The sequence below is a fragment of the Haloferax chudinovii genome, from assembly GCF_042663345.1.
Lineage (GTDB): Archaea > Halobacteriota > Halobacteria > Halobacteriales > Haloferacaceae > Haloferax > Haloferax chudinovii.
This window is the reverse complement of record NZ_JBHTAB010000004.1, coordinates 198029-219860: the sequence shown is the minus strand read 5'-3', so window position 1 is coordinate 219860 and position 21832 is coordinate 198029. Positions and strand designations below refer to the sequence as shown.

General features: G+C 66.1%; 27 protein-coding genes and 1 tRNA gene. 15 read left to right on the top strand and 13 right to left on the bottom strand.

What is annotated here, in order from left to right; all coding sequences use genetic code 11:
• Positions 1-52 precede the first annotated feature (52 nt).
• Both ACFQI8_RS10330 and tatA read right to left on the bottom strand, forming a co-directional pair.
• A tRNA-Arg gene (locus tag ACFQI8_RS10330) sits at positions 53-125 on the bottom strand.
• A gap of 80 nt (positions 126-205) precedes the next feature.
• Entirely contained in the window at positions 206-481 is a 276-nt protein-coding gene (tatA, locus tag ACFQI8_RS10325) for a twin-arginine translocase TatA/TatE family subunit (protein WP_390244471.1), read from the bottom strand.
• A gap of 261 nt (positions 482-742) precedes the next feature.
• Here tatA and ACFQI8_RS10320 point away from each other — a divergent pair, with 261 nt between their 5' ends.
• Entirely contained in the window at positions 743-1243 is a 501-nt protein-coding gene (locus ACFQI8_RS10320) for a redoxin domain-containing protein (RefSeq protein ID WP_148413354.1), read from the top strand.
• A gap of 81 nt (positions 1244-1324) precedes the next feature.
• Positions 1325-2137: an HD domain-containing protein gene (locus ACFQI8_RS10315; protein WP_390244469.1), complete on the top strand. Its 813-nt coding sequence runs from the start codon at positions 1325-1327 to the stop codon at positions 2135-2137.
• A gap of 11 nt (positions 2138-2148) precedes the next feature.
• On the opposite strand, the gene ACFQI8_RS10310 is transcribed toward ACFQI8_RS10315, so the two are convergent.
• The 5 genes from ACFQI8_RS10310 to ACFQI8_RS10290 form a co-directional block, all read right to left on the bottom strand.
• A complete protein-coding gene (locus tag ACFQI8_RS10310) occupies positions 2149-3390 on the bottom strand; it encodes an RNA-guided endonuclease InsQ/TnpB family protein (protein WP_390244467.1) in 1242 nt (413 codons plus the stop codon).
• A 1-nt stretch (position 3391) separates the two neighbouring features.
• On the bottom strand, positions 3392-3796 hold the full coding sequence (tnpA, locus tag ACFQI8_RS10305; RefSeq protein ID WP_008096025.1) for an IS200/IS605 family transposase: 405 nt from the start codon (positions 3794-3796) through the stop codon (positions 3392-3394).
• 260 nt (positions 3797-4056) lie between these two features.
• Positions 4057-4965, bottom strand: coding sequence for a mechanosensitive ion channel family protein (locus tag ACFQI8_RS10300; RefSeq protein ID WP_390244465.1), 909 nt, complete (start codon positions 4963-4965; stop codon positions 4057-4059).
• Positions 4962-5210, bottom strand: a complete 249-nt coding sequence (locus ACFQI8_RS10295) for a YhbY family RNA-binding protein (protein ID WP_390244463.1) — start codon at positions 5208-5210, stop codon at positions 4962-4964. The genes ACFQI8_RS10300 and ACFQI8_RS10295 overlap by 4 nt, the downstream gene beginning before the upstream one ends.
• A gap of 111 nt (positions 5211-5321) precedes the next feature.
• A complete protein-coding gene (locus tag ACFQI8_RS10290) occupies positions 5322-5597 on the bottom strand; it encodes a ribonuclease P protein component 4 (RefSeq protein WP_390244461.1) in 276 nt (91 codons plus the stop codon).
• A 108-nt stretch (positions 5598-5705) separates the two neighbouring features.
• Here ACFQI8_RS10290 and ACFQI8_RS10285 point away from each other — a divergent pair, with 108 nt between their 5' ends.
• Together ACFQI8_RS10285 and ACFQI8_RS10280 are read left to right on the top strand one after the other, a co-directional pair.
• Entirely contained in the window at positions 5706-6767 is a 1062-nt protein-coding gene (locus tag ACFQI8_RS10285; RefSeq protein WP_390244459.1) for a glycosyltransferase family 4 protein, read from the top strand.
• 99 nt (positions 6768-6866) lie between these two features.
• Positions 6867-7973, top strand: coding sequence for a glycosyltransferase (locus ACFQI8_RS10280; RefSeq protein WP_390244457.1), 1107 nt, complete (start codon positions 6867-6869; stop codon positions 7971-7973).
• A 27-nt stretch (positions 7974-8000) separates the two neighbouring features.
• On the opposite strand, the gene ACFQI8_RS10275 is transcribed toward ACFQI8_RS10280, so the two are convergent.
• The 3 genes from ACFQI8_RS10275 to ACFQI8_RS10265 form a co-directional block, all read right to left on the bottom strand.
• Positions 8001-8429 (bottom strand): hypothetical protein, encoded by a 429-nt coding sequence (locus ACFQI8_RS10275; RefSeq protein ID WP_390244455.1) that lies wholly within the window; start codon positions 8427-8429, stop codon positions 8001-8003.
• 57 nt (positions 8430-8486) lie between these two features.
• On the bottom strand, positions 8487-9233 hold the full coding sequence (locus ACFQI8_RS10270) for a DUF2797 domain-containing protein (protein ID WP_390244453.1): 747 nt from the start codon (positions 9231-9233) through the stop codon (positions 8487-8489).
• Between the two features lie 145 nt (positions 9234-9378).
• Positions 9379-10326 carry an NAD-dependent epimerase/dehydratase family protein gene (locus ACFQI8_RS10265; RefSeq protein ID WP_390244451.1) on the bottom strand — a complete coding sequence of 316 codons (948 nt, stop codon included), beginning with the start codon at positions 10324-10326 and terminating at the stop codon, positions 9379-9381.
• Positions 10327-10469: 143 nt separating this feature from the next.
• Here ACFQI8_RS10265 and ACFQI8_RS10260 point away from each other — a divergent pair, with 143 nt between their 5' ends.
• The 7 genes from ACFQI8_RS10260 to ACFQI8_RS10230 all read left to right on the top strand — a co-directional run bounded on the left by ACFQI8_RS10260 (position 10470) and on the right by ACFQI8_RS10230 (position 16425).
• A complete protein-coding gene (locus ACFQI8_RS10260) occupies positions 10470-11012 on the top strand; it encodes a tRNA (cytidine(56)-2'-O)-methyltransferase (RefSeq protein WP_390244449.1) in 543 nt (180 codons plus the stop codon).
• Positions 11013-11097: 85 nt separating this feature from the next.
• Entirely contained in the window at positions 11098-11628 is a 531-nt protein-coding gene (locus ACFQI8_RS10255; protein WP_390244447.1) for a transcription factor, read from the top strand.
• Positions 11629-12306 (top strand): DUF2110 family protein, encoded by a 678-nt coding sequence (locus ACFQI8_RS10250; RefSeq protein WP_390244445.1) that lies wholly within the window; start codon positions 11629-11631, stop codon positions 12304-12306.
• Between the two features lie 4 nt (positions 12307-12310).
• The gene (locus ACFQI8_RS10245) at positions 12311-13066 is read left to right on the top strand and encodes a DUF5803 family protein (RefSeq protein WP_390244443.1); all 756 of its coding nucleotides are present in this window, start codon (positions 12311-12313) and stop codon (positions 13064-13066) included.
• Positions 13067-13177: 111 nt separating this feature from the next.
• Positions 13178-13870 carry a competence/damage-inducible protein A gene (locus ACFQI8_RS10240; RefSeq protein ID WP_390244441.1) on the top strand — a complete coding sequence of 231 codons (693 nt, stop codon included), beginning with the start codon at positions 13178-13180 and terminating at the stop codon, positions 13868-13870.
• Between the two features lie 297 nt (positions 13871-14167).
• Positions 14168-15232 carry an ATP-NAD kinase family protein gene (locus ACFQI8_RS10235; protein WP_390244439.1) on the top strand — a complete coding sequence of 355 codons (1065 nt, stop codon included), beginning with the start codon at positions 14168-14170 and terminating at the stop codon, positions 15230-15232.
• Positions 15233-15393: 161 nt separating this feature from the next.
• Positions 15394-16425: a PhoU domain-containing protein gene (locus tag ACFQI8_RS10230; protein ID WP_390244437.1), complete on the top strand. Its 1032-nt coding sequence runs from the start codon at positions 15394-15396 to the stop codon at positions 16423-16425.
• Positions 16426-16455: 30 nt separating this feature from the next.
• Here ACFQI8_RS10230 and ACFQI8_RS10225 read toward each other — a convergent pair whose 3' ends face one another.
• Together ACFQI8_RS10225 and ACFQI8_RS10220 are read right to left on the bottom strand one after the other, a co-directional pair.
• Positions 16456-16899 carry a DUF7528 family protein gene (locus ACFQI8_RS10225; RefSeq protein ID WP_390244435.1) on the bottom strand — a complete coding sequence of 148 codons (444 nt, stop codon included), beginning with the start codon at positions 16897-16899 and terminating at the stop codon, positions 16456-16458.
• Positions 16900-17096: 197 nt separating this feature from the next.
• Positions 17097-18275 carry an LEA/WHy family protein gene (locus ACFQI8_RS10220; protein ID WP_390244433.1) on the bottom strand — a complete coding sequence of 393 codons (1179 nt, stop codon included), beginning with the start codon at positions 18273-18275 and terminating at the stop codon, positions 17097-17099.
• A 152-nt stretch (positions 18276-18427) separates the two neighbouring features.
• On the opposite strand from ACFQI8_RS10220, the gene ACFQI8_RS10215 reads away from it, so the two are divergent.
• From ACFQI8_RS10215 to ACFQI8_RS10200, 4 genes are all read left to right on the top strand, one after another.
• Entirely contained in the window at positions 18428-18610 is a 183-nt protein-coding gene (locus ACFQI8_RS10215) for a DUF7525 family protein (RefSeq protein WP_390244431.1), read from the top strand.
• A gap of 61 nt (positions 18611-18671) precedes the next feature.
• Positions 18672-18896: a DUF7123 family protein gene (locus ACFQI8_RS10210; RefSeq protein ID WP_390244429.1), complete on the top strand. Its 225-nt coding sequence runs from the start codon at positions 18672-18674 to the stop codon at positions 18894-18896.
• A gap of 43 nt (positions 18897-18939) precedes the next feature.
• Entirely contained in the window at positions 18940-19371 is a 432-nt protein-coding gene (locus ACFQI8_RS10205) for an SRPBCC family protein (protein WP_390244427.1), read from the top strand.
• 447 nt (positions 19372-19818) lie between these two features.
• Complete coding sequence (locus ACFQI8_RS10200; RefSeq protein WP_390244425.1) at positions 19819-20136, top strand: DUF7526 family protein; 318 nt, start codon at positions 19819-19821, stop codon at positions 20134-20136.
• A gap of 53 nt (positions 20137-20189) precedes the next feature.
• On the opposite strand, the gene ACFQI8_RS10195 is transcribed toward ACFQI8_RS10200, so the two are convergent.
• On the bottom strand, positions 20190-21716 hold the full coding sequence (locus ACFQI8_RS10195; RefSeq protein ID WP_390244423.1) for an aldehyde dehydrogenase family protein: 1527 nt from the start codon (positions 21714-21716) through the stop codon (positions 20190-20192).
• Positions 21717-21832 lie beyond the last annotated feature (116 nt).

The following is a 21832-nucleotide window of genomic DNA, read 5'->3' as shown; positions in this document are numbered from 1 at the left end:
CTGATTCGAATCCCTCGTGCCGTTTTCACTGCTCACTTCGTTCGCAGGAAAACGGGCGTGACGGGATTCGAACCCGCGATCGAGAGGTTAGGAACCTCTCGCCCTGTCCACTAGGCCACACGCCCCACGGCGCTATCTCTCAGGACCGGTCAAAAATCGCGTGGTTCACACTGGACGGGCAGAAGAGAGAGAAAGTGAGCCGCGTTCACTTCGACGATTCGGTCGAAGCGGACTCGGTCGAAACCGAGTCAGTCGAACTCTCGTCGGTCTCGTCGTCTTCGTCTTCGTCGCCCGTCACGTCCTGCAGTTCGTCTTCGATCTCTTCGCGGCCGCGCTGGAACTCGCCGATGGCCTGCCCGGAGGACCGTGCGAGCTTCGGAATCTTGTTCGCGCCGAACAGCAAGACGACGATGAGCAGGACGACGAGTAGCTCGGGCCCGCCCGGGAGTCCCGGGAACAGTGGGGTGATGGTCTCGAACATCGCTATCTCTGCGTTACCTAGTGGCAATTATAGGCTTTTTGCCTTCTACGGGTTCTGGAAAGACGGAATGTCGTCGCCTCGGAACTCCCGGATCGGCCGAATCGACGCGTCTGGGCGCGTCACTCCTACGAAAAGCTTGTGGCCGGTCGTCGGACGCCCTCGCTCGTGCCGATGTTGGCGACCGTGTCGGGCCGTCACCGGCGGTCCCCCTGAATTTCCGCCGACGGTGATATAATGTGGACGGAGTCGAATGCCACCCGTATGGTCTCAGTTGGCGACGCCGCCCCGGACTTCACCGCACCGCTTACCGATATCGACGGCGACATCGAGTCGTTCACGCTCTCGGAGAACCTCGACGACGCGCCACTCGTCCTCGCGTTCTTCCCCGCGGCCTTCACCGGCACGTGCACCACCGAGATGTGCACCTTCCGCGACCAGATGGCCAACTTCGAGGACGTCGGCGCGACGGTGTACGGTATCAGCATCGACACGCCGTTTACGCTGACGGAGTTCGCCGAGCAGAACGGCCTCAACTTCGGCCTCATCAGCGACACGAACCGCGAACTCGTCGACGCCTACGACGTGGCGATGGACTTCGCGAGCCTCGGCGTCAACCGCGTGGCGAAGCGCGCAGTGTTCGTCGTGGACGGAGACGGCGAGGTCACCTACGCGTGGGTCAGCGACGACCCCGGCGTCGAGCCCGACTACGAGGCGGTCGAGGCCGCCGCCGGGAAACTCGAAGAGCCGAGCGAGGCCGCGTAGAGCCGACCCGCCGCGCGACACGGTAGCGTACCTGATTCGGAGCCCAAGTTCTTTTCTCTCCGTGCGACCACCTTGCGGGTCATGAGCGATACCGAAGACACGCTGAACGGCGGCCGCGTCTACGACCCCGAGGCGGACCACGCCTTCCCCGACGAGAAGCTCAACGAGGTGCTCCCTGTGCTCCTCGACGACGAGGAGGTGACGACGCTCCTCGAAGCGCAGAACGTGAATGCGGTGACGCGCAAGGGCTACAACGACCACGGCCCGAAGCACATCGAAATCGTTCTGAACCGCGCGCTCCGGCTGTACGACCTGCTCAAGGCCGGCGGCTGTGAGTTCAACGGCGCGGCCGAACAGGGGCTCGACGAGGCCGACGAGGCGGTCATCATCGCTCTCGCGGCCCAGCTTCACGACATCGGCCACATTGTCCACCGCGACAACCACGCCTACTACTCCATTCCGCTCGCATCGGACGTGCTCGACCGCTTCCTCCCCGAGTTCTACGACCTCGCCGACGCGGTCCGTATCAAGGCGGAAGTCCTCCACGCCATCCTCTGTCACCACCGCGAGGAGGACCCGCTCACGCTCGAAGCCGGCGTCATCCGCGTCGCCGACGCGCTCGACATGGAGCGCGGCCGGTCGCGCATCCCCTACGAGAAGGGCGGTCGCGGCATCAACACGCTCTCCAGCCGCGCCATCAACAACGTCGTCCTGAAGCCCGGCGAGGAGTCGCCCGTCCTCGTCGAAATCGAGATGGTCAACGCCGCCGGCGTCTATCAGGTCGACAACCTCCTGAAGGCGAAACTCGACGGCTCCGGCCTCGAAGAACACGTCCGCATCGTCGCGGTCAACACGAAGTCTGAAGACAGGCTCGTCGAGCGCATCGAACTGTGAACTACCCTACCCTACTCGCTCCCGGCTGACGCCGTTCGCTCCTTGAGGGTAGGGCTTCCTGCTTCCACGACGCGCTTTGCAGATACAGGTGTATCCACAGGGAGCGCAGTCTCCACAGGCGTTGATTCGGAGTATCCCATTCCTACGTCTTCGAGGCCACGAGAAAGAATGTTCCACGCTGCGTTCGCGTCCCTGTCCGCCTCAAACCCGCAGACGGGACAGGAATGTTCACGGACCCACAACGGCTTCTCCGTCGAGACACCGCACGACGCACACTCTTTGGTCGTCCCTTTCGGGTTGACTGCGACGAAGTGCGTTCCCTCCCGTTCACACTTGTATTCGAGCAACGAGAGGAACGTCCGCCATGCTGCCGACGCCGTGTTTCGACTGTTCGACGGAGACTCCATCATCCTCTTCACGTTCAGGTCTTCGACCGCCACGAAGTCGTACTCCCGAGCGTAGTAGTTCGAGAGTTTGTGCAAGAAGTCACGGCGCTTGCGTCGGAGGTCAGCATGACACTCTGCGACCTGCCGTCGTTGCTTCTCGTAGTTGTTTGACCCGTGTTGCTTCCGCGAGAGCTTCCGTTGCTCGCGTTCCAAGCGGTCGCGTTCGTCGGAGAGGTCGAGCGACCCGACCGCAGTGCCGTCGGTGTCGTGGGCATACTTGAGAATCCCTACGTCGATACCGACGCACCGCTCGGGATTCTCAGGCGGTTCGGGTGGCTCACAGTCCATTTGGACGCCGAACGTGGCGAACCACTCGCCCGTCGGTTCCTTCTTGACCGTGACCTGCTTGAGTGTCGCGTCGTCGGGGATGGTGCGGTGGAGCCGAATCGGTATGTCTGCGAGTTTCGAGAGTGACAGGACAGTCTGACCGCCCTTCTTGTCGAGCTTGAAGCCAGACTGACTGTACGTGAAACTACAGAACTCTCGTGGCGGCTTCCACTTGAGTTGACCGACGCCGTAGCCGTTCTTCTTGAGCGCCGAGAGTCCTTTGAGGTTGTCGAACAGGCGTTCCACGACGGTTTGGAGAACCTTCGAGTACACGTCCGAGAGGCCGTCCCACCACTTCTTGAGGTCGGGCAGTTCCGACCGTAGTGTGGTCATGGACGGCAGTTCACCGTGTTCGTCTTGGTACTCGTTGAGGCGGTAGAGCGTGTGGTTGTAGAGTTGCCTACAAATATCTCGGTGGCGGTCCAACTCCTCACGGTGGGCGTCGGACGGCTTGAGACGGTACTTGTAGGCGTAGTACATTCTACTCGCGTTGGTTCTCGACGTACTGTTTCAGCACATCCAGTGACACCTGCCCCGTCGAGATGAGGCAGTACGAGTCGTTCCAGAACGAGTCTCCCCACAGTTCGGTCTTCAGTTCGTCCGCGTACTCGTTGCGGATACGGCGGGCGGTCGCGCCCTTGACCGTGTTGATGAACTTCACGAGGTCTGTGGTTGGTTTCGCTCGGAACAGGATGTGTACGTGGTCGTCCTCGCCGTCGAGGTTTGTCAGTTCGACACCGTAGTTGTCCGTGAACCCGTTGATGACCTCGTGAATGAATTGGGTTCGCTCCTCGGTTAGCACTCCGCGCCGATACTTAGTGGTGAGTATCAGGTGGTAGTGCAGTGAATACGTTGAGTGCGCTCCCGAGTCGAGGTCGTATTCCATTGGGTTCGGTCAATATTATGCTACCCTACTGCAAAAACATTGCGACTACGTGGGTCTGTGGGCCTGCAACCGTAGAGTGTATGAGAACCGTGCGGCGCTGTATCCCCTCCCTGCTCGCGCCCTTCCTTCAGTCGGCGCTCGCTGAGGAAGGGGGCTTAGCGCCTACTTTCAGCTAAGCGACACGTCCGGAGTCAGAAAAATCGGGTCGGCCGTGCGGGCGACCGCCGCAGGTCGGTCCCGCGGTCGGCGCTGTGTTTCTCTCAGTCGTTGGACTGCACGAGGCGGTCCATCCCGCCGACCGAGAGCTCGCCGCTGAGGGTGCGGTTCGGGTAGGGAATGTCGATGCCCTCCTCGTCGAACCGCTCTTTGACGGCGGTGACGTACTCCCCGCGGGTCTTGACGAAGTCGGCGCGGCTGGGCTGGGAAATCCAGATGCGCGACTTGAGCGTGACCGACGAGTCGCCGAGTTCGGTCAGTCTGACCGAGGGTTCCGGCGTCGTCATGATGCCGTCGTGCGCTTCGGCCTCGTCGAGGATGATGTCGGTCGCCTGCTGAATGTCGTCGTCGTAGCCGATGCCGAACGGCACCTGCAGGCGGAGTTTGTCCTTCGCGACGGGGTTCTTGATGACGCCGTCGGTGAGTTGCGAGTTCGGCACCGTGAGCAGTTCGTTGTCGAACGTGCGAACCCGCGTGACGCGGAAGGAGATGTCCTCCACGACGCCGGAGTTGCCGTCCCATTCAATCCAGTCGTTGATGCGGAACGGCTTGTCGGTGAAGATGAAGATGCCGGCGACGAAGTTGGCGATGACGTCCTGCATCGCGAAACCGATTGCGAGCGTCGCGGCCGCCCCGATGGTGGCGAGCGACTGCAGGATGTTGCCGAGGCCGGCGAACGCGAATCCCGCGGCGAGGGCGACGAACGCCACGACGAGGGTCGCGATCTTCATCAGGGGCTTTTTCGCGTGTTCGTCCGCGCCGCGTCGGTCGAGGACGCGGTTGAGCGCGGACGACACGACCGCCTTGCCGACGATGTAGATGACGGCGAAGCCGAGAACGAGACCCAGGAGCGTCCCGAGCGTCTCGGCGTACGGAACGTTCTGCTGGGTGAGGAGTCGGCCGATAGTACCGCCGTCACCCTGCAGTTGGAGCGGGAGTGCGAGCGCGTTCATCGGTGGTAGACCGCGGTCTTCCCCCTTGTCTCTATCAACTCGGCGTTCACCCGGTCTGCGAGGTCCGCGGCCGCCTCGTCGACCGTCGTGCCCCCGAGCGCCGCCCGGAGGAACTTCGCTTTCACGAGGTTCCGGTCTGCCAGCTGGTCGTTGAGTTCGCCGACCACCGCTTCGATTCCGCTCTTACCCACCCAGACGGTCACGTCGAGGTCGTGGGCCTCTTTTCGTAGCTCCTGCGTGTTCATTCGTGGCCTCCACTATGTGCCGGAGGGCTTCAATAGTAAGGCTTTGACGGCTGTTTGGTTGTCGTGCACACGCAGGAACAAGCTGATTTTGCCGGAATCGCCGCAGGGCGGTCAGTACGGGTAGCGTTTCGTCGCCCCGCAGTCGCATCTGACGACGACGTGGCCGCCGGCGCGGGTCCGGACGCGGGCGTTGACGCCCGGGAGGAGGTAGGCGTCGCAGTCGTCGCAGGTGAACCGGCGAAACGCCTTCGGGAGGCCACAACGGTTCCGCTCCGCGACGCGACGGGCGAGACGGACGTACTCGCGGGCGCGCTCGTGGTCGCGGTCGCTCGCCGCCTCGCGGGCGAGGCCGTGGAGTCGGTCGATGCGCTCCGCCGCGATGTTCATACACGTTCGGGCGAGCGGCCCGGACAAAGACGTTCCGAACCGCGACGCGGGACCGACACCGGGGACCGAAGCCGGTACTGTGATACCCCGGCCCGAAAAACGGCGACTGTGCGCGTCCTGAACTACCTCGAGTTCGCCTCGCAACTCGACCGTAGCGGCATCGGAACCGCCACCGACCAACAGCGGGCGGCGCTCGCCACGACCGACGTGGAGGTCGTCACATCCCCGTGGCCCGAGTCGGTCGCCGCGGGTGCCGCGAGCCTCCTGCGGGGCGACGGGGTCGTCCGCGACTACGACGTGGCCCACTGCAACCTCATCGGCCCCGGCTCGGTCGCCGTGGCCAGACACGCCAAACGCAACGACATCCCGCTCGTGCTCCACTCGCACGTCACCCGCGAGGACTTCGCCGAGAGCTTCCGCGGGTCGACCGCGGTCGCCCCCGCCCTCGGGAAGTACCTCAAGTGGTTCTACTCGCAGGCCGACGTGGTGCTCTGTCCCTCCGAGTACACGAAACGAACCCTCGAATCCTACCCGGTCGACGCGCCGATTCGCGCCGTCTCGAACGGCGTCGACACCGACGCGCTCGACGGCTTCGAGGACCTCCGCGACGAGTACCGAGCGGAGTACGACCTCGATGGGATGACCGTCTTCACCGTCGGCAACGTCTTCGAGCGCAAGGGCCTGACGACGTTCTGTACGCTCGCCCAAGAGACCGACTACGACTTCGCGTGGTTCGGCCCCTACGACACCGGTCCGCACGCCTCGAAGACGGTGCGGTACTGGGTCGAAAACGCCCCGGAGAACGTCACGTTCACCGGCTGGATAGACGACATCCGCGGCGCGTTCGGCGCGGGCGACGTCTACCTGTTCGCGACGAAAAACGAGAATCAGGGCATCGCGGTCCTCGAAGCGATGGCCTGCGGGAAGGCGGTCGTCCTCCGCGATATCCCGGTGTTCGAGGAGTTCTACACCCACGGCCACGACTGCCTGAAGTGTTCGACCGACGCGGAGTTCCGCCGGGCGCTCGACCTGCTCGCCCGCGACCCCGATCTCCGGCGGCGACTCGGCGAGAACGCCCGCGAGACGGCCGCCGAACACAGCCTCGACCGCGTCGGCGACAGGCTCGTCGAGACGTACGAGGACGCGCTGGCCGGGCGACTCGCCGACTGACGGGCGAGATAACCGGCTATCTGGGAATGGGCACGGTAACACACGACACCCCTGCGGGAAGTCACAACGGTTTATCCCGTCGGGGTCGCACGAACGGCCATGCAGTCGGTCGCCGCGTTCACCGACACGTACTTGCCGACCGTCAACGGCGTCGCCTACACGATTCAGACGTGGCGCGAGCGGTGGCGCCGCCGCGGCGGCCGCATGGACGTGGTGTTCCCGGCGGACGACGACTACGACCCCGAACCGGGCGAGTACGGCGTTCGAAGCCTTCCGTTCCCGTTCTACGAGGGGATTCGAATCGGCGCGCCGCGGATTCCGGCGGCCGTCGACGACGTCGACGTCGTCCACGCCCACACCCCGTTCGGCCTCGGACTGGCCGGCCTCCGACTCGCCCGCCGGCGCGACCTCCCGCTCGTGGCGACCTACCACACCCCGACCGGCGAGTACGCCGAGTACCTCAGCTCCGTCGGCGCTATCGAGCGCGGCGTCGAGCGCACCGCCGAGCGGTACGAGCGGTGGTTCTTCGACCGCGCCGACGCGGTCATCGTCCCGAGCGAGGACGCCGAGCGCCGCCTCGCCGACGAGGTCGGCGTCGCGGCCGAAATCGTCGTCCTCTCGAACGGCATCGACGTCGAGCGGTTCGAGCCCGTCGAGGGCGACGACTTCCGCCGGCGCTACGACCTCGGCGACGGGCCGCTCATCGGCTACACGGGGCGACACGGCTACGAGAAGCGCCTCGACGAACTCGTCCGCGCCGCGGCCGACCTCGACGCGACGCTCGTCTTCGGCGGCGACGGTCCCGCCCGCGACGAGCTGTCCGCCCTCGCCGACGACCTCGGCGTGGACGCTCGCTTCCTCGGCTTCCTCGACCGCGAGGAACTGCCGGCGTTCTACTCCGCGCTCGACGTGTTCTGCTTTCCGAGCCCGGTCGAGACGCAGGGACTCGTCGCCTTGGAGGCCAACGCCTGCGGGACGCCCGTCGTCGGCGTCAACGAGGGCGCGCTGGAAGACACCGTCCTCGACGGCGTGACCGGCTACCACTACGAGTCCGGTAATTTGGACGGGTTCCGACGCGGGATTCGGCGGGCGCTCGCGGAGCGCGAGGCACTCAGCGCGCGCTGTCTCGACCGCCGAGACGAGGTGAGCGTCGACCGCTCTGTCGACCGACTCGCGGCGCTCTACGACCGATTGGCGTCGGAATAAAAGAACGAGACCGACTGCGAAACCGCGTCAGTCGCGGTCTTCGAGCGCGTCGGCGATGCGGCGCAGTTCGCGGTTCACGTCGCGGACCTCGTCGCGGAGCTGTCGGACCTCGCGGACGAGCTGTTCGTCGCTCCCGCTTCCCTCCTCGGGGTCGCGCGGGCCGCCGCCCATACCTCCGGGGCCGCCACCCATACCGCCGCCGCCCATGCCGCCGGGGCCGCCGCCGCCCATCATGCCGCTCATCATCTGCGCGAAGGGGTTGCCGCCGCCGCCACCCATGCCGCCGGGGCCGCCGCCGCCCATCATCTCTTCGGGGTTGGGGCGCTCGCCCTCTTCGCGCTCTTCCTCGCGGCGCTGTCGAATCTCTTCGACCCGCTCGCGGAACGACTTCTCTTCTTCGCCGTCGTCGCCCTCGTCGGGCGTCTGCGTCTCGTCTGCGGGTTCGTCGTCAGCCATGAGAGCGAATTGGCCGTCCTCCCGGAAAGTGCTGACGGTCTCTGAAATTCGTGACTCTCACCCGAACGCGCCGAGGCTCGACTGGAGGTCGCGGTCGGTCCCGCCGTCGTCGAGTTCGTGGCCGACGAGGTCGCGCAGGTCCACCGCGTAGGTCGTCCCGCGGTGGTCGAGGACGAGCACGCGCCCCTTCACGCCGCGGACGGTTCCCGTGGCGACGGTTTCTGCGACCGGCGAGCCGTCGAGGTCGAGGCCGTAATCGAACGCGAACGTCTCGATGGGGTCGAACCGGGCGAGGAGGGCGTCCCACGCCGCGGCGTCGACCGACCGGCCGAACCCCTCGATTTTGGTCGGGACGCGGATGCGGTCGGGAATCTCGGTCGCCAGTTCGGCCTCGTACTCGCGGGCGACGCGGCCGTCCGAGACCGTTCGGACGTGGGCCGCGCGGTCCGCGCCCTGCTCGCGCAGGCGGGTGTCGAGCCGCCACTCGCGGGTGACGCCGACCTTGAACGTGTCGGGAGCGAACGCGGCGAGGTAGACCGCGTGGTCCTCGTAGCAGTCCATCTCGTCTTTCAGACACGTCCCGGTACACTTCGCGCAGACCCACGTGTGACGGTGGTCAGCGCAGTAGGGCGCGCGGTCGTTGTCGCAGGAGACGTGGCGGTCGTCGTGGACTGTGCCCGCGCAGTGGCGGTCGCCGAGGCGGTAGTCGAGTTCGGTGCCGGGGGCGAGCGCGACCGAGTCGATGCCGTCGCTCGCGCTCACGAACAGCGCGGGGGTACCGGTATCGTAGCCGACGACCTGCACGCTCCGGGGTAGGGAGTCGCGGTAGAAAGGTGGCTCGCTCCGGGGCGGCCTGTCGGGGTCGCCCCGGGCGTCGACCGCGGGTCACGGCCGTGGTTGTTGGCCGTAGTTGTTGGCCGTAGTTGTCGGCCGTGGTTGTTGGCCGTGGTTACTCGTATTCGGCGCGAAGCTCCTCGGCGAGTTCCTCGGCGGCGCGGCGGACGGCCTCGTCGCTCGACCCGTCGGGCTCCCAGCCGAGCGCCGAGAGCTTCTCGATGGAGAGGCGCATCTTCGGCACGTCGCCGGTCCAGCCGCGGTCGCCGCCGGTGTACTCGAACTCGGGGTCGAGGTCGAGCACGTCGGCGACGATGTCGGCGATGGTCGTCACGGAGGTGGTCGTCCGCGTGCCGAGGTTGTAGACGTTGTAGTCGCGCTCGGCGTGTTCGACGACGTGGCACATCGCGTCGATGCAGTCCTCGACGTGGAGATAGGACTTCTCTTGGCGGCCGTCGCCGAGGATTTCGAGCGTCTCGGGGTCTTCGAGGAGTTTCTCGATGAAGTCCGGGATGACGTTGCCGCGCTGGTTCGGGCCGACGATGTTGGCGAAGCGGTACATGTAGACCGTGAAGTCGTAGGAGTGGGCGAACGTCGAAAGCAGGCCCTCGTCGGCGAGCTTGGAGGAGCCGTAGATGCTGATGGGTTCGAGGGGGGCGTAGTCCTCGGGGGTCGGCCGCGGGGCCTCGCCGTAGATGGTCGACGAGGACGTAAAGGCGATGTTCGACACGCCGACCTCTTGCATCCGTTCGAGGACGTTGTAGGTCATCTCGGTGTTCTCCTCGAACAGCTGACGGGGGTTGCCGTAGTTCGTGTCCGTGTAGGCCGCGAAGTGGAAGACGATGTCGAGGTCCTCGGTGACGGCCTCGGCGACGTCGTCGGGGTCGGTCATGTCGGCCTGTACGAACTCGACCCCGTCGGGGACCCGCTCTCGGTCCCCCTTCGAGAGGTCGTCGGCGACGACGACGTGGTTGTCCTCGGAGAGGCGCGCGGCGAGGTGAGACCCGACGAGACCCGCGCCCCCGGTCACGAGGACGCGCTTGTCGGAGAGTTCCAGCGACATGGCTCAGATGATTCGGCCGAGTGATAAGTCCGTTTCCCCTCCGCGCCGCTCGGTCGGGCCTCGGTGACGGCCGTCACCCCGGCCCCGGTTATCGCCGCCCGCGTTCCGAAAGCACCACTTCCCCCCGCCGTCTTCGGAGAGACATGCACAACGAACCCGAGGTCGCCGTCCTCCGGTACGGACACCGACCGGGGCGCGACGACCGGATGACGACGCACGTCGGCCTGACGGCCCGCGCGCTCGGCGCGGACCGGGTCATCTTCCCGGACAACGCCGGCCACTCGGTGGAGACGGTCGAGGACATCACGGGCCGGTTCGGCGGCCCCTTCGAGGTCGAACTCACCGAGGCGCTCAACGGCGTCATCCGCAACTGGGCGGGCACGGTCGTCCACCTCACGATGTACGGCGAGCGCGTTCAGGACGTGGAAGCCGACATCCGCGAGGCGCACGCCGAGGAACCGCTTCTCGTCGTCGTCGGCGGGGAGAAGGTCCCCTTCGAGGTGTACGAGGGAGCCGACTGGAACGTCGGCGTCACGAACCAGCCGCACTCGGAGGTCGCCGGCCTCGCGGTGTTCCTCGACCGCCTGTTCGACGGGCGCGAACTCGACCGCGAGTGGGAGGACGCCGAAAACCGGGTCGTCCCGATGGCGACGGGCAAGAAGGTCGTGCCGGCCGACGAGGAGTAATCGGAGGCGTCGGCGCGCCCGCTGGCGGTTCTCCACTGTCCGGGAGTAATAAGACTTAATGGCGTTCCTGACGCCATTTCGCACAATGGCTTTTGAGGAGTTACTGAACGACCCTGTTATCCAGAAGTACCTCCACGAGTTGGTCGGGCCAACCGGGATGCCGGTCGCGGCGGCACCCCCGGACGGCGAGGTCACCGACGAGGAACTCGCCGAGGAACTGCGGCTCGAACTCAACGACGTGCGACGCGCGCTGTTTATCCTCTACGAGAACGACCTCGCGTCGTACCGCCGCGTTCGCGACGAGGACTCCGGCTGGCTCACCTACCTCTGGACGTTTCACTACGAGAACATCCCCGAGAACCTCGAAGAGGAGATGTACCGCCTCCTCGACGCGCTCGAAGAGCGTCTCGACTACGAGCGCAACCACGAGTTCTACCTCTCGGAGCCCGCCGGTATCCGCTTCGAGTTCTCCGAGGCGATGGAACACGGCTTCCAGTGCCCCGAGACGGGCGCGCCGCTCGAACCGATGGACAACGACGACCTCGTCGACGCGATGGAGCGACGCATCGAAGAGCTCCGCGACGAGCTCAACGTCGAAGTGACGGGGACGAACTGAATGGTCGTTCTCGCAACGAAGTGCTACATCGACGGCGACGCCCGCGAGCGGGCGCTCGACAGCCTCACCTCGCTCGTCGCAAACGACATCGGCGACCTCGACGTCGAGTACGACATCGGCGTCCGCGACGACGGCTTCATCTCCGTGACGGTCTCCGGCGACGACGAGACGGTCGCGCGGAACGTCCTCCGCGAGGAGTGGGGCGAGGTCACGCCGCACCTGTCGGCGGGCGAGACCTACGTCGGCACCCTCGAACACTGGGATGACGACGGCTTCGTGCTCGACGCGGGCATCGAGGTGCGCATCCCGACCGAGGAACTCGGCCTCGGCCGCGGCTCCGCGACCCAGGTTCGCGACCGCTTCGGCCTCGTCCAGCACATGCCGCTGACGTTCGTCTACGGCGGCGACGAGGAGCCCTCGCGGCTGGCCGACGAGCAGATAGACCGCCTCTACGACTGGACCCGCGGGAGCGGTCGCGTCAACGTCAACAGCGCGACCCGCGGCGAGGTCCGCGCGACGGTCAACCGCGCCGGCCACGCGAAGGACATCGTGACCGTCGAGCGACTCGGCCTCCTCGAACAGAGCATCGTCTGCCGGGACGAGACTGACCCGCCGGGCCTCCTCGCGAGCATCGGCTCGTACCTCCCGTCGGAGCTGAAGTGCGTCATCGGTCAGTAAGAGGATGAACAGGCGACTCCTCGTCGGTATCGCCGCGCTCGCCCTCCTCCTCGTGACCGCCGGCTGTCTCGGCGGCACCGCCAGCGTCTCGAACGACCGTCTCGACGCCGCGCCCGACGGCGACTACGCGTGGACCGCCGAGACCGACGCGCACATCACGGTACAGGACAACGGCCGGTTCCGCGCGGTCTACGAGGTGAACAGCTCCTCGGTCGAACTCTACCGGTTCGACGGCTTCGGCAGTCGGACGCCGCTTTCGGTCGAGGCGGTCCGCTACCGCTACGAAAACGGCACCGTCGTCAACGGGACCGAACTGAAAGCCCGCGGCGGCGACGTGACGCAGAACGACCGCATCACGAACGTCACGCTCCCCGCGGACGCCGAGAACGACGGCAAACTCGCGTTCAGTTCGCCCTCGACGCCCAAGCGGTTCTCGCTTCCCGTCTTCGTCGAGGGGAGCTACGAGGTCGTCCTGCCCGCGGACCGCCGCGTCGACTTCCCGATATTCGGGTCGGTCCGACCGTCGGGCTACGACACCGAGGTCGTCGACGACCGACTCCACATCCGGTGGGACGAGGTGACCGATGGGAACGTCGTCGTGCAGTTCTACCTCCAGCGCGACCTCGGCATCTTCGCGGCCGTCGCGGCCGTCTCGGTGCTCGTCGGCGGCGCGGGGATACTCTACTACCGCCGGCAGATTCAGGCGCTCCGCGACCGCCGACAGGAACTCGGCTTGGACGTGGAAGACGACGACCGCTGAGCGACCCCACTGGAACCCAACCCGGACCCCGCTCCCGCTCTCGGCGTCGGCCGGGCGACCCGGTTCGCCGGTGTGAACGCTTTTTTGCCTCGCAACCCGCTAGCTCGGGGTATGAAAGTCGCCGTGGTCACCGTCGGGGACGAACTCCTCGCCGGCGACACCGTCAACACGAACGCCGCGTGGCTCTGCGAGGAACTGACGGCGCGGGGCGTCTCCGTCGAGCGCGTGACGACGGTCCCCGACCGCGTCGCCGACATCGCCCGCGTGGTCAACGAGTACCACGCCGAGTACGACGCCGTCGTCGTCACCGGCGGGCTGGGGCCGACCCACGACGACGTGACGATGGAGAGCGTCGCGGCCGCGTTCGGGCGCTCGCTGGAGCGCAACGCCGACGCCGAGGAGTGGCTGGAGACGAACGGCGGCTACTCCGCGGCCGACCTCGTAGAGGGGACGACCGACCTCCCCGCGGGGTCGCGGATGCTCCCGAACGACGAGGGCGTCGCGCCCGGCGCGGTCGTCGGGTCGGTGTACGTGCTCCCCGGCGTCCCCGGCGAGATGAAAGCCATGTTCGCCCGGGTCGCCGACGAGTTCGACGGCGAGCGGACCCACGTCCGATTCGTCCACACCTCGGAGCCGGAGAGTTCGCTCATCGAGCGGTTCGAGGCCGTCCAATCGACGTTCGGCGTGACTGTCGGGAGCTACCCCGGCGACCACGTCAGAATCAAGCTCGCCGGAGCCGACGAGGAGACCGTCGAGTCGGCGGCCGCGTGGCTCGAAGCGCGGGTCGACCTGTACGAAGAATAGGGGCGGTCGGGCCGACGGTCAGCGCTGGAGGTACCAGAGCCACCCGGCGGTCATGAGGATACCCACGAGAAGCACGGTCGCGGCCGTCTCCGAGGTCGGCAACACCTGCTCGCTGGCTGATAGCGGAATCATAGGTGACAGTTCCCACGTCCGGTTCTTAAACGGTGAGGTTCTGGCGACAGTTGTCGCGGCGTGTCCGTCCGCGAATCCGTGGGGGCGCGACCCGGTCGCCTCTTGCCGGCTACTCTCTCGCCAGCTACCGCGTCGCTTTTCCCCGGGGCGCGGGTTCGTTCAGTCATGCGAATCGGTGTCGTCGTCAACCCCGTCGCGGGGATGGGCGGCCGGGTCGGCCTGAAGGGAACCGACGGGAAAGTCGCGGAGGCCAGAGCGCGCGGCGCGGAGCCGCGGTCGCCAGAGCGGGCGCGACGGGCGCTCGACCGACTCTTCGAGGCCGCCCCCGAGGCGGAACTGCTCGCGTGGGGCGGTGAGATGGGCGCGGCGGTCGCCCGAGGCGCGGGCTTCGAGCCCGACGTGCTCGGCGAGCCGTCCGGCGACGAGACGAGCGCGGCCGACACTATCGCCGCCGTCGAAGCGTTCGTCGATGCCGACGCGGACCTCGTGTTGTTCGTCGGCGGCGACGGCACCGCGGCGGACGTGGCCGAGGCGCTCGACGGAACCGACGTGCCGATGCTCGGCGTTCCCGCGGGCGTGAAGGTCTACTCGTCGGTGTTCGCCGTCTCACCCGAGGACGCCGCCCACGTCGTCACGTCGTTCGAGCGGACCGAGGCCCGCGAGGTCATGGACATCGACGAGGACGACTACCGCGCCGGCGAGGTCAGACCGGAGCTTCGGGCGGTCGCGCACGTCCCCGTCGCCGAGGACCTCCAGTCGTCGAAACAGACCGGCGGCGGCACCGTCGAAGCGCTCGCCGCGGGCGTCGCCGACGACATCCGCGCGACGACGGGCGTCACCTACGTCCTCGGCCCCGGAAGCACCGTCGGCACGGTGAAAGCCGAGCTGGGCATCGACGGGTCGCCGCTCGGCGTCGACGTCTACCGCGACGGCGAGGTGCTCGCCCGCGACGCGACGGAGGCCGAAATCCTCGATAACCTCGGCGAGGAGAACGTCATCGTCGTCACCCCCATCGGCGGACAGGGATTCGTCTTCGGCCGCGGCAACCCCCAACTCTCCCCGGCCGTGATTCGCCGCTGTGACGTGTCGGTCGTCGCTTCCCGGTCGAAACTCGACGCGATTCCGGTCCTCCGGGTCGACACCGACGACCCCGACCTCGACGCCGAACTCCGCGGATGGACGAAAGTCCGCGTGGGCCGCGTCGAGCGCCGGATGATGAAAATCGAGTGACCGGGTCGCGTCTTCCCGGAGAGCCCGCGGATGCGTCCGGTGGCTCACCGGACCCGTAGTGATTTAATATTTAGTATCATCTCCAATGAACACCACCACCCATTATTCATAGCGGGTGTAATATAGTGAGATTTAAGGTCATTGGATGGGTTCTGACTGGCATGGAGACCCGGAAAGTCCAGCGTCTCGGTCCCTCCACGCTGGCGATGACGCTTCCAGCGGAGTGGGCCAAGGAACACAACGTCGAGAAGGGCGACGAGGTGACCATTCGGACGAGCGGGAAAGGAACGCTGACCGTTCTTCCCGAATCGGTCAACACCGAAGATTCGAAGGCGACGATTCGCGCCGACAGTCTGAACGCGGAGGCGCTCGAACGCGCCATCGTGGCGCAGTACGTCCTCGGGCGGCGCGTCATCCACATCGAGAAAAGCGAGGGCGCGCTCGACTCGGACCACATCAACGCCGTCTACAAGGCCGAAACCCAGCTCATGGGCCTCGGCGTCATCGAGGAGACGCCCGAGCGAATCGCGATTCGCTGTTCGGTCGACGCGGAGGACTTCACCCTCGACAACCTGCTCGAACGCCTCGAAAACACGGGCAGTACGATGCGCGGCGAGGCCGTCAAGGCGCTCGCCCACGGCAACCCCGACCTCGCCCAGCGAGCGCTCAACCGCGAGCGGCAGGCGAACAAGATTTTCGTCCTCCTGCTTCGGCTCATCTTCACGTCCTACCAGAACCCCAACCTCGCGCGGGCGGTCGGCCTCGACTCCGGCTTCCCGCTCATCGGCTACCGCTCGGTGGCGAAGAACCTCGAACTGACCGCCGACAACGCAGAGGACATCGCCAACATCGTCATGGACGCCGAGGGCCACACCATCGACGTCGACCAGTCGACGATGCGGCGCATCCGCGAGTTCACGGACCACGTCGACGAGATTACGACGACCGCGGTGCGGGCGGTCGTCGAGCGCGACTACGACCTCACTATCGAGTGCCGAGAGCTGTTCCGCGAGATAAGCGACCGCGAGCGCGACATCCTCAACGACCTCCCGGAGATGGAAAACCAGAAGCTCCTCCAGATTCGCGAGGTGCTCGTGAGCCTCCAACAGACCGCGCAGTACGCGATGCGGAACGCCGAAATCGCGTCGAACCTCGCGCTCAACGAGGAGTCGGACCACGTCACCATAGAGTGAGGTACCGAAAAGCGGCCGCGGCCGTCTCGCTCAGTCGGCGACGACTTCCATCGCCTCGTTGTTCTCGGTCTCGGACGACTCTTTTTCGCCCGTCAGCGGGTTCCGACTGGCGATACGGCAGTCGAACGCGGGATGCTCGCCGACGTGCCGGAGTATCATGTGGCGGCGCGACCCGGTGATGCCGGTGCGCCCGATGTCCTCGGCGGTAAAGCGCTCGGGCAGGCGGTCGTACAGGCGGCGCAGTTCGTCGAAACTGGTGAACACCTTCGCGTTGCCGGTGGAGTCCGCGCCGCGGCGGGAGACGACGTAACTGCCGTCTCGGCGGTACTCGCCGGCCGTGCGGAAGAACTCCCGTTTCTCGGTCAGCGCCGAACCGATGGCCTCCTGTAGGTCGGCGGCGGCGTCTCGGGACAGTTCACAGGACTGGTCGCCAAAGGAGACGACGATGGTTTCGTCGTCGCTCTCGACGGACACAGGGTTCTCATTACGGGAGAAGAACTCGATCAGGAGCGTGGGTACTCCGTGTCATATCATCGAATATCTCGGCCGACGATAAAGAGTTGTCGGCTGGGTCAGGAATCACCGAGGATTCTTCGACGGAACGGGGCAGGGCAGGACGAGGCGAACGAGGGGAGGTACCTCCGTCATGACCGCCCAGTTCGCCGCGACCGCTACAGCAGGCCGCCGTCGGTCGTCGTGGTCCCGCCGTCTGACGACGTCGCCGTTGCGGTCGTTGGGGCGTCTGTCGAAGTCTCGGTTGCAGTCGCGGCTTCGGTCGTCGCCGCGGTTTCGGTCGTCGTCGCGGTTTCCGTGCTCGTCTGGGTCGCCGCCGACTCGGTCGCCGCCGCCTCGGTCGCCTCGGTCGTCGTCTCGGTCGCCGTTCCGTTCTCTGCGTCCGACGCCTTGTTTCCGAAGATGTCCGTCTCGAACGTCTTCTCGTAGGTCAGTGGGTCGAGCGGGACGCGAAGCGTCGTGCCGCCGGCGTCGAGGTTCGCGTAGAAATCGATGCGCAGGTCGGTCGTCTGGTCGCGTTCGAGGTGCGTGACCCACCACTCGTCGAGTCTGTCGTTTTCGATGTGGGTCGTCGCCTCGATGGTTTCGGTCGACCGCGGGGAGATGACGTACCCGGAGTTCGTCGTTCCCGCTCCGACGGCCACGTCGTTCATCGAGATGTCGTAGCCGAGTTCCGAGACCGCGACCGGGTACGGCTTGGGGTTGTGGACGACGAACGTGAGTTCGAGCGCCGTGCGTTCGCTCGTGGACTCGCCCCACTCGGCGCTCGTCTCGTTGACGTACAACACGGGGTCGGAGACGACCGGCGACCCCGCGTTTATCTCGCGGGTTTCGGTGGAGTTGAACGCCGACAGCAGGTCGGTGTCGATGCTCCGGGATATCTCGGGCGCTTCGAAGGTCCGCCCGAGCGTCTCCGAGGTGACGTTGGCGTCCACGGCGAGGTCGGTGTGCTCGCCGTTCTGGATGTGCGAGACCCACCACTCGGGGATGCGCTCGTTTTCGAGCGTGGTCCGGAGCGGGACCGCCGAGGTCCCCCGCCCGACAGCGACGCCTTCCTTCTCCCCGGTCGCCATCCGAATCCCGTTCATCTCGACGCCGTAGTCGACTTCGAGCCCCGAGAGGTTCGCCGAAAGCGGGTTCGGATTCGAGACGTACAGGTCGGTGTCGATGACAGTCGCCGTCTCGTTGACGCCGGCGAACCGATTGTCGACCCGGTCGACGCTCGGCGCGCCGATGACGCCGGTCGCGTACGCCCCGCCGACGCCGGCCGCGACGAGCACCAGCGCGACGAGTGCGACACGGAGTTTGCCGCCGAACAGCGCGGATGTCAGACCCATCGTTGTGGACACACGAGACTGGTGGTACATATGTCGAACGGCCGAGCGCGACGCCGGCTCATGGGACCGTTCCGCACGCTCGCGCCCCGCCATACCGCCCCACGGCAGGCGGTGTCGAATGAACTAAGTGCGCACCCGCGAAGGTCGGAAGCATGGCAACCAAGACGGTGCAATCCGACAAGTCCATCGGCTTTGCGGCGTTGTTCGGCGCGCTCACGCTCGTCGGCGCAGGGCTGATGGTCGCCGGACCGGACCAGTTGACGAAGGCGCTCGGGTTCATGGTGGCGATTATCGCGGCCTCGCTGGCCGTCTCCGGCGCGCATCTGTTCCAGTAATTATCGACGCTGAGGAACACGGGTAACCGTTAATAACGCCCATTCCCTAGACGGCCCGAGGATGACTAAGTACACCGACGAGGAACAACGCATTCTCGCCTATCTCCGCGACAGCGTTAGCCGCGGTGAGGGCTACTTCCGGGCGAAGAACATCGCCGAGGCTATCGGTCTCACCGCGAAACAGGTCGGGTCCCGCCTGCCGCGGCTGGCCGAGAAGTCCGAGGACGTCGAAATCGAGAAGTGGGGGCGCGCCCGCTCGACGACGTGGCGCGTGACCCGAAGCTGAAGCGATTCCACGGCTTTTTACTGTGGAGGTGTGATGGTATCTCATGACCGTCCGCGTGAAACGAACGTTCGAGTTCGACGCTCCCGGCGAGCGCGTTTGGGAGTTTATCGCCGACCCGGCCAAGCGAGCGGGGGCTATCAGCGTCGTCGACCGCTTCGACGTGGCCGACGACGGCCGCCACGCGACGTGGTATCTCGAACTCCCGATTCCGCTCGTCCGTTCGACAGTGACCGTCGAGACGGAAGACATCGAGGTCGACGAGCCGACCCACGTCAAGTTCGTCGGCAAGTCGCGGGTGATGCGGGTGACGGGCGAACACACTATCGAAGAACACGACGGCGGGAGCCGACTCGTCAACGAGTTCATCGTCGACGGCCGTCTGCCGGGCGTCGAGGCGTTCTTCGAGCGTAACCTCGACCGCGAACTCGACAACCTCGAAGCGGCGCTCCGACGCGAGTTCGAGGCGACCGCCTGAGGCCGGCGACGGGCTCGCCGGCCGCCACCCCCGTCGGCGACCGGGCGACCGACACGGCGAGAATCGTGTTCTCACGGGGTGTGAGAACGGGTGTTGCGGTGGGTTTATACATCGCGGCTCCTTAGCGAAAGTCGCCGACGCAATAGGCGCTTTTCTCGCCAGTCGTCGGCGACTCCACATCCGCCGCACCCGCCGCAACGTTTCGGGGTCCGTTGCGGCATCCGAAACGACGTGGCCGCGTCGTTTCGCGCTCCCAAGCCCGGTGGGAGCGCACTCCCCCTCGTCTCACTTCGCCAACTGGTGACGCGAGATTCGGCGGGAGGCGAATTCGCCTCCGCCTTTTGACGACCGCTTCGCTCCGAGCGAGAGCCCCGACTGCGCCTCGACGGTGACCGCCCGACAGCCCGAGAGCGCACGCTTCTTTCCTCCGGACCTCGTGGTGCCACCATGACCGAGACGATTCGAGGCGACGTGCTGCACGCCATCCCGCCGGACGAACTCGACGAAGAGGACCTGTCGCCCGAACTCCGGGCACTGGCGGACTCGCGCCACGTGCTCGTCGTCCGGAAGGGCGGTCACCCCTCGATACTCGACCTCGTCTGGGCGTTCGTCCGCCGCGACCCCATCGAGGCGGTGACCGTCGTGACAGACCACCCGGCCGAGGAAGACGAGGAAGTGACGCTGACCGTCGAGGAGACGGACACGCCCGGTGTCTACGTCGCGGCGGATGCTCACGAGAAGATGGAGTCTACGGAGGACGGGTGAAACGACGGAACGAAAGCGTGGGACAGATGCGGGGCCGTGGTGGGTGACCGACCTTACTCGTCTTCTTTGGTTTTGATGTCGGCGGAGAGACCCTGCGCCATGCGAATCTCCTTGGAGTTGTTGAGCGTCCACGCGGTGCGCTCGGTGACGGCCTCGATGATTTCGCGGGCCGAGGGGTAGCCGTTGCCGGATTTCTTCACGCCGCCGAACGGGAGGTGGACTTCCGCGCCGATACACGGGAGGTTTCCGTAGGCGAGGCCGACCTCGGCGTTGTCCCGGAAGTAGTTAATCTGCCGGTAGTCCTCGGAGATGACGGCACCGGCCAGCCCGTAGTCGGTGTCGTTTTGAATCTCGACGGCGTCCTCGATGTCGCCGGAGTACTTCAGCAGGGCGACGTGGGGACCGAAGACCTCCTCGTGGGTACAGCGGAGGTCGTCGTGCGGGTCAGCCTCGTAGACGAACGGCCCGACCCAGTTGCCCGCCTCGTGGCCCTCGGGAATCTCGTCGGCGTCGAGTTCGGTCCGGTCGACGAGGACGTTCACGCCCTCCTTCTCCGCGAGTTCGTTGTAGTTCGTGACCTTCTCCTTGTGGCCCTCCTCGATGAGGGGGCCCATGAACGTGTCCTCGCGGAGCGGGTCGCCCACCGAGACGTTCTTCGCGTTCTCGACGAAGCGCTCCTTGAACTCGTCGTAGACGTCCTCGTGGACGACGATTCGCTCGGAGGAAACACAGCGCTGACCGGTGGTCTTGAACGACGACATCGTCGCGGAGTGGACCGCGATGTCGAGGTCCGCCTTCTCGGTGATGACGATGTTGTTCTTGCCGCCCATCTCGCAGGCGGCGAGCTTGCCGGGCTGTTGGGCCACCTTGCTGGCGACCTCGTGGCCGACCTCGGCGGAGCCGGTAAAGAGCACGGAGTCGACCCGGTCGTCGTCGACGATGCTCGCGCCGGCGTCGCCGAAGCCCTGCACCATGTTGAACACGCCGTCGGGGATGCCGGCGTCTTCGAACATCTCGGCGATAATCTGGCCGCACCACGGCGTCTGCTCGGCGGGCTTCCAGACGACGGTGTTGCCCTCGACGAGCGCGACGGCCATGTGCCAGAAGGGGATGGCGACGGGGAAGTTCCACGGGGTGATACAGCCGACGACGCCGCGGGGCTTGCGGCGCATGTAGGCGTCCTTGGCGGGAATCTCGGAGGGAATCACGTCGCCTTTGGGGTGGCGGGCGTCGCCCGCGGCCCACTCGACCATGTGGTACGCCTCGATGACGTCGGCGCGGCCCTCGGAAATCTCTTTGCCGCACTCTTTGGTGACGACTTCCCCGAGCTCTTCGGTCCGGTCGCGCAGTTCGTGGTAGATGTCCCAGAGGTACTCCGCGCGGTCGATGTGCGAGAGTTCGCGCCACTCCTCGTAGGCCTCGTCGGCCGCGGCGGCCGCGGCGTCGATGTCCTCGGGGGTGCCGCGTCGGAACGTCCCCAGCGACTCGCCCGTCGCGGGGTTCGTGCTCTCGAACGTCTCGTCGCCTGTTCCGTCCGTCCACTCGCCGTCGATGTAGTGTCGATATTCGTCCTGCGCCATATGACTCTAGACTCGTAACTGGGATTAATAACCCCGGACCCTCCCATGGAAGGGACGCGCTCGGGCCGGCGCGCCGACCCGCCCCCGAGTGACCACAGACAACATCTTACGTAGCG

Bases quoted from the DNA above. Each gene is read 5' to 3' on its own strand.
- tatA (WP_390244471.1), bottom strand. From the start codon at position 481: ATGTTCGAGACCATCACCCCACTGTTCCCGGGACTCCCGGGCGGGCCC.
- ACFQI8_RS10320 (WP_148413354.1), top strand. From the start codon at position 743: ATGGTCTCAGTTGGCGACGCCGCCCCGGACTTCACCGCACCGCTTACC.
- ACFQI8_RS10315 (WP_390244469.1), top strand. From the start codon at position 1,325: ATGAGCGATACCGAAGACACGCTGAACGGCGGCCGCGTCTACGACCCC.
- ACFQI8_RS10310 (WP_390244467.1), bottom strand. From the start codon at position 3,390: ATGTACTACGCCTACAAGTACCGTCTCAAGCCGTCCGACGCCCACCGT.
- tnpA (WP_008096025.1), bottom strand. From the start codon at position 3,796: ATGGAATACGACCTCGACTCGGGAGCGCACTCAACGTATTCACTGCAC.
- ACFQI8_RS10300 (WP_390244465.1), bottom strand. From the start codon at position 4,965: ATGAACGCGCTCGCACTCCCGCTCCAACTGCAGGGTGACGGCGGTACT.
- ACFQI8_RS10295 (WP_390244463.1), bottom strand. From the start codon at position 5,210: ATGAACACGCAGGAGCTACGAAAAGAGGCCCACGACCTCGACGTGACC.
- ACFQI8_RS10290 (WP_390244461.1), bottom strand. From the start codon at position 5,597: ATGAACATCGCGGCGGAGCGCATCGACCGACTCCACGGCCTCGCCCGC.
- ACFQI8_RS10280 (WP_390244457.1), top strand. From the start codon at position 6,867: ATGCAGTCGGTCGCCGCGTTCACCGACACGTACTTGCCGACCGTCAAC.
- ACFQI8_RS10275 (WP_390244455.1), bottom strand. From the start codon at position 8,429: ATGGCTGACGACGAACCCGCAGACGAGACGCAGACGCCCGACGAGGGC.
- ACFQI8_RS10265 (WP_390244451.1), bottom strand. From the start codon at position 10,326: ATGTCGCTGGAACTCTCCGACAAGCGCGTCCTCGTGACCGGGGGCGCG.
- ACFQI8_RS10260 (WP_390244449.1), top strand. From the start codon at position 10,470: ATGCACAACGAACCCGAGGTCGCCGTCCTCCGGTACGGACACCGACCG.
- ACFQI8_RS10255 (WP_390244447.1), top strand. From the start codon at position 11,098: ATGGCTTTTGAGGAGTTACTGAACGACCCTGTTATCCAGAAGTACCTC.
- ACFQI8_RS10250 (WP_390244445.1), top strand. From the start codon at position 11,629: ATGGTCGTTCTCGCAACGAAGTGCTACATCGACGGCGACGCCCGCGAG.
- ACFQI8_RS10245 (WP_390244443.1), top strand. From the start codon at position 12,311: ATGAACAGGCGACTCCTCGTCGGTATCGCCGCGCTCGCCCTCCTCCTC.
- ACFQI8_RS10240 (WP_390244441.1), top strand. From the start codon at position 13,178: ATGAAAGTCGCCGTGGTCACCGTCGGGGACGAACTCCTCGCCGGCGAC.
- ACFQI8_RS10235 (WP_390244439.1), top strand. From the start codon at position 14,168: ATGCGAATCGGTGTCGTCGTCAACCCCGTCGCGGGGATGGGCGGCCGG.
- ACFQI8_RS10230 (WP_390244437.1), top strand. From the start codon at position 15,394: ATGGAGACCCGGAAAGTCCAGCGTCTCGGTCCCTCCACGCTGGCGATG.
- ACFQI8_RS10220 (WP_390244433.1), bottom strand. From the start codon at position 18,275: ATGGGTCTGACATCCGCGCTGTTCGGCGGCAAACTCCGTGTCGCACTC.
- ACFQI8_RS10215 (WP_390244431.1), top strand. From the start codon at position 18,428: ATGGCAACCAAGACGGTGCAATCCGACAAGTCCATCGGCTTTGCGGCG.
- ACFQI8_RS10210 (WP_390244429.1), top strand. From the start codon at position 18,672: ATGACTAAGTACACCGACGAGGAACAACGCATTCTCGCCTATCTCCGC.
- ACFQI8_RS10205 (WP_390244427.1), top strand. From the start codon at position 18,940: ATGACCGTCCGCGTGAAACGAACGTTCGAGTTCGACGCTCCCGGCGAG.
- ACFQI8_RS10200 (WP_390244425.1), top strand. From the start codon at position 19,819: ATGACCGAGACGATTCGAGGCGACGTGCTGCACGCCATCCCGCCGGAC.
- ACFQI8_RS10195 (WP_390244423.1), bottom strand. From the start codon at position 21,716: ATGGCGCAGGACGAATATCGACACTACATCGACGGCGAGTGGACGGAC.